At 72.3% G+C, this 2,159-nt stretch carries 3 protein-coding genes; 2 read left to right on the top strand and 1 reads right to left on the bottom strand.

All coding sequences use genetic code 11. The annotated features are described in order from the left end of the window. A partial coding sequence (locus G6019_RS14155; protein WP_182613457.1) for a PspC domain-containing protein occupies window positions 1–532 on the bottom strand: 532 nt, incomplete at its 3' end. Between the two features lie 121 nt (window positions 533–653). Between G6019_RS14155 and G6019_RS14150 the strand changes: the two genes are divergently transcribed. Both G6019_RS14150 and G6019_RS14145 read left to right on the top strand, forming a co-directional pair. Beyond that, the gene (locus tag G6019_RS14150; protein ID WP_231750488.1) at window positions 654–1,916 is read left to right on the top strand and encodes an ATP-binding protein; all 1,263 of its coding nucleotides are present in this window, start codon (window positions 654–656) and stop codon (window positions 1,914–1,916) included. Next, on the top strand, window positions 1,913–2,159 hold a 247-nt coding region (locus G6019_RS14145), incomplete at its 3' end, for a response regulator transcription factor (protein WP_182627843.1). The genes G6019_RS14150 and G6019_RS14145, both read left to right, overlap by 4 nt.

The raw sequence follows: 2,159 nt of genomic DNA, 5'->3' as shown, positions 1-2,159 counted from the left end.
CGGAGCCCGGTTCCTGTGACGCCCCGGCGGTGCGGCCGGCGTCGGCCCGGGCCGACTGAGGCCGTACGGCCGACACCTCGGACCACCCGGCGGGTGGCACGGGGGTGCGGCGGTGGAGTCCGTACCAGCCCGCGAGCATGGCGAGGGCGATGAGGAATCCCGCCCCCACGAAGAGGCTCTCCCCGGAACCGCCGAATGTCGGTGCGCTGAGGAGGACGACCACGACGAGGATCACCGCCGTGATCCTGGAGCCGGATGCCCGGCCCTTCCCGATCAGCGCCTCCCCTTTGGAGACCTCGTCTCCGGCGGAGCGCAGGAGGAGCCACAACAGTGCGTACAGGAACACCCCGGCCCCGCCCCAGAGTGCGGCGATCACGAAGGCGATACGGAACAGGACGGGGTCCACGCCGTAGCGTCGGCCGAAGCCGCCGCAGATGCCGGCGACCTTGGCGTCGTCCGGGGTCCGGACGGGTCGGGTCCGCCACAGGGAGCGGAGCTCTGATGGGACGTCGTGGGTGCTGGAGCTGGACATGACTCCATCGTGGCGGGCGGGACGCCTTTCCACATCGGGGGCCGACCCTGAGATCCGGACCCCGGGATTCTCGGGGTCGACCCCCGATGCGCCCCGGGTCGCGATCTGTGACCATGGCGGTATGAGTGAGAAGGCGACCGATCAGGTATCGGCCCCCGCGCCGCAACCGCCGGTCGTCCCACGGCCTCCCGTGCCGGCTGTGCAGCCGGTGGGGTTCCGGTGGTACCCGCCGCTGGCCAGGATCTCCGATGGATCCGTCGTCGCCGGTGTGTGCGCGGGACTCGCGGCCCATCTGGGGGTGCGGGTCACCCATGTGCGCCTGGCGATGGTGGTGCTCGCCACCCTGTCCGGTGCGGGTGTGCTGTTCTACGCCGCCCTATGGGCTCTGACCCCGTCGGCGCGGGCCCTGGAGGGAGCCGCCTCCGTGGACGCGCGGGAGCGGCGGCGCGGCATGGCCCTCGCCGTGGTGGCGGTGGTGGGGTCGGTGCTGTCGTTCATGGTCACCACCGCGACGGGACTGCACGTGATCGTGCCCGTCCTGATCGTGGCACTGGGCGCCGGGCTGGTCTGGCAGCAGTACGACGGTGGGGGACGGGTGGCTCCCCGGTCCGTCTTCGACTGGGCCAGGGTCACCGCCGGGGCGACCCTCGTCGTCGTCGGACTGGCCGTCGTGGTGCTGGGGCAGGTCGAGTTCGCCGCCCTGCGGTCGTCGTTCCTGGCGGTGCTGGCGACCCTGGTCGGAGTGGCGTTGCTCAGCGTTCCCGTGGGGCTGCGGCTGTGGCGGTCGCTGGAGGAGGAACGCGCGGCCCGCATCCGTGAGTCCGAGCGCAGCGACATCGCCTCCCACCTGCACGACTCGGTGCTGCAGACGCTGGCGTTGATCCAGAAGCGCTCCGACGACCCCGCCCAGGTGTCACGGCTGGCCCGTCGGCAGGAGCGCGAGCTGCGGCAGTGGCTCTTCGGGGCGGGGTCACGCATGTCCTCGGGTGCGACCACCGTCGCCGGGGCCGTCGAGGTGATCGTCGGGGACGTCGAGGACGCCTACGGTCTGCGGGTGGACCAGGTGGTGGTGGGCGGCGACGGTCCGGTCGGCGACGCCGAGGAGGCTGTGCTGGGCGCCGTCCGCGAGGGCCTGGTCAACGTGGCCAAGCATGCCGGCGTCGACACCGCCGACGTGTTCGTGGAGAACGACGACCAGGTGCTCACCGCCTTCGTCCGTGACCGCGGCTGCGGTTTCGACCCTGACGACGTGGGCGGTGATCGACACGGGTTGTCCCAGTCCATCCGGCACCGTGTCGAGAGCCGGGGCGGCAGCGTGACGGTGCGCAGTACTCTCGGTCGCGGAACCGAGATCGGGATCGAGATGCCGCTGGAGGGCGAATGACGGACGAGCCGGTGGGTGGCGTCAGGGTGTGCCGGGTGTTCCTCGTCGACGACCACGCGGTGTTCCGCAGCGGTGTCCGGGCCGAGCTGGCCGGTCAGGCCGGGATCGAGGTGGTGGGCGAGGCGGGGTCGGTCGCGGAGGCCGTCGCCGGCATCGGACGGGTACGGCCCGACGTGGTCCTGCTCGACGTGCACATGCCCGAGGGCGGTGGGGTGGCCGTGCTCCGCTCGGTGCTGGGGACCG

It is taken from the genome of Dietzia sp. DQ12-76 (assembly GCF_014145045.1).
Taxonomy (GTDB): Bacteria; Actinomycetota; Actinomycetes; order Mycobacteriales; family Mycobacteriaceae; genus Dietzia.
The sequence above is the reverse complement of the archived record's forward strand: the minus strand, read 5'-3'. Positions and strand labels throughout refer to the sequence as shown.

Coding starts and splice junctions, on each gene's coding strand:
- G6019_RS14150 (WP_231750488.1), top strand. CDS start 654: ATGAGTGAGAAGGCGACCGATCAGGTATCGGCCCCCGCGCCGCAACCG.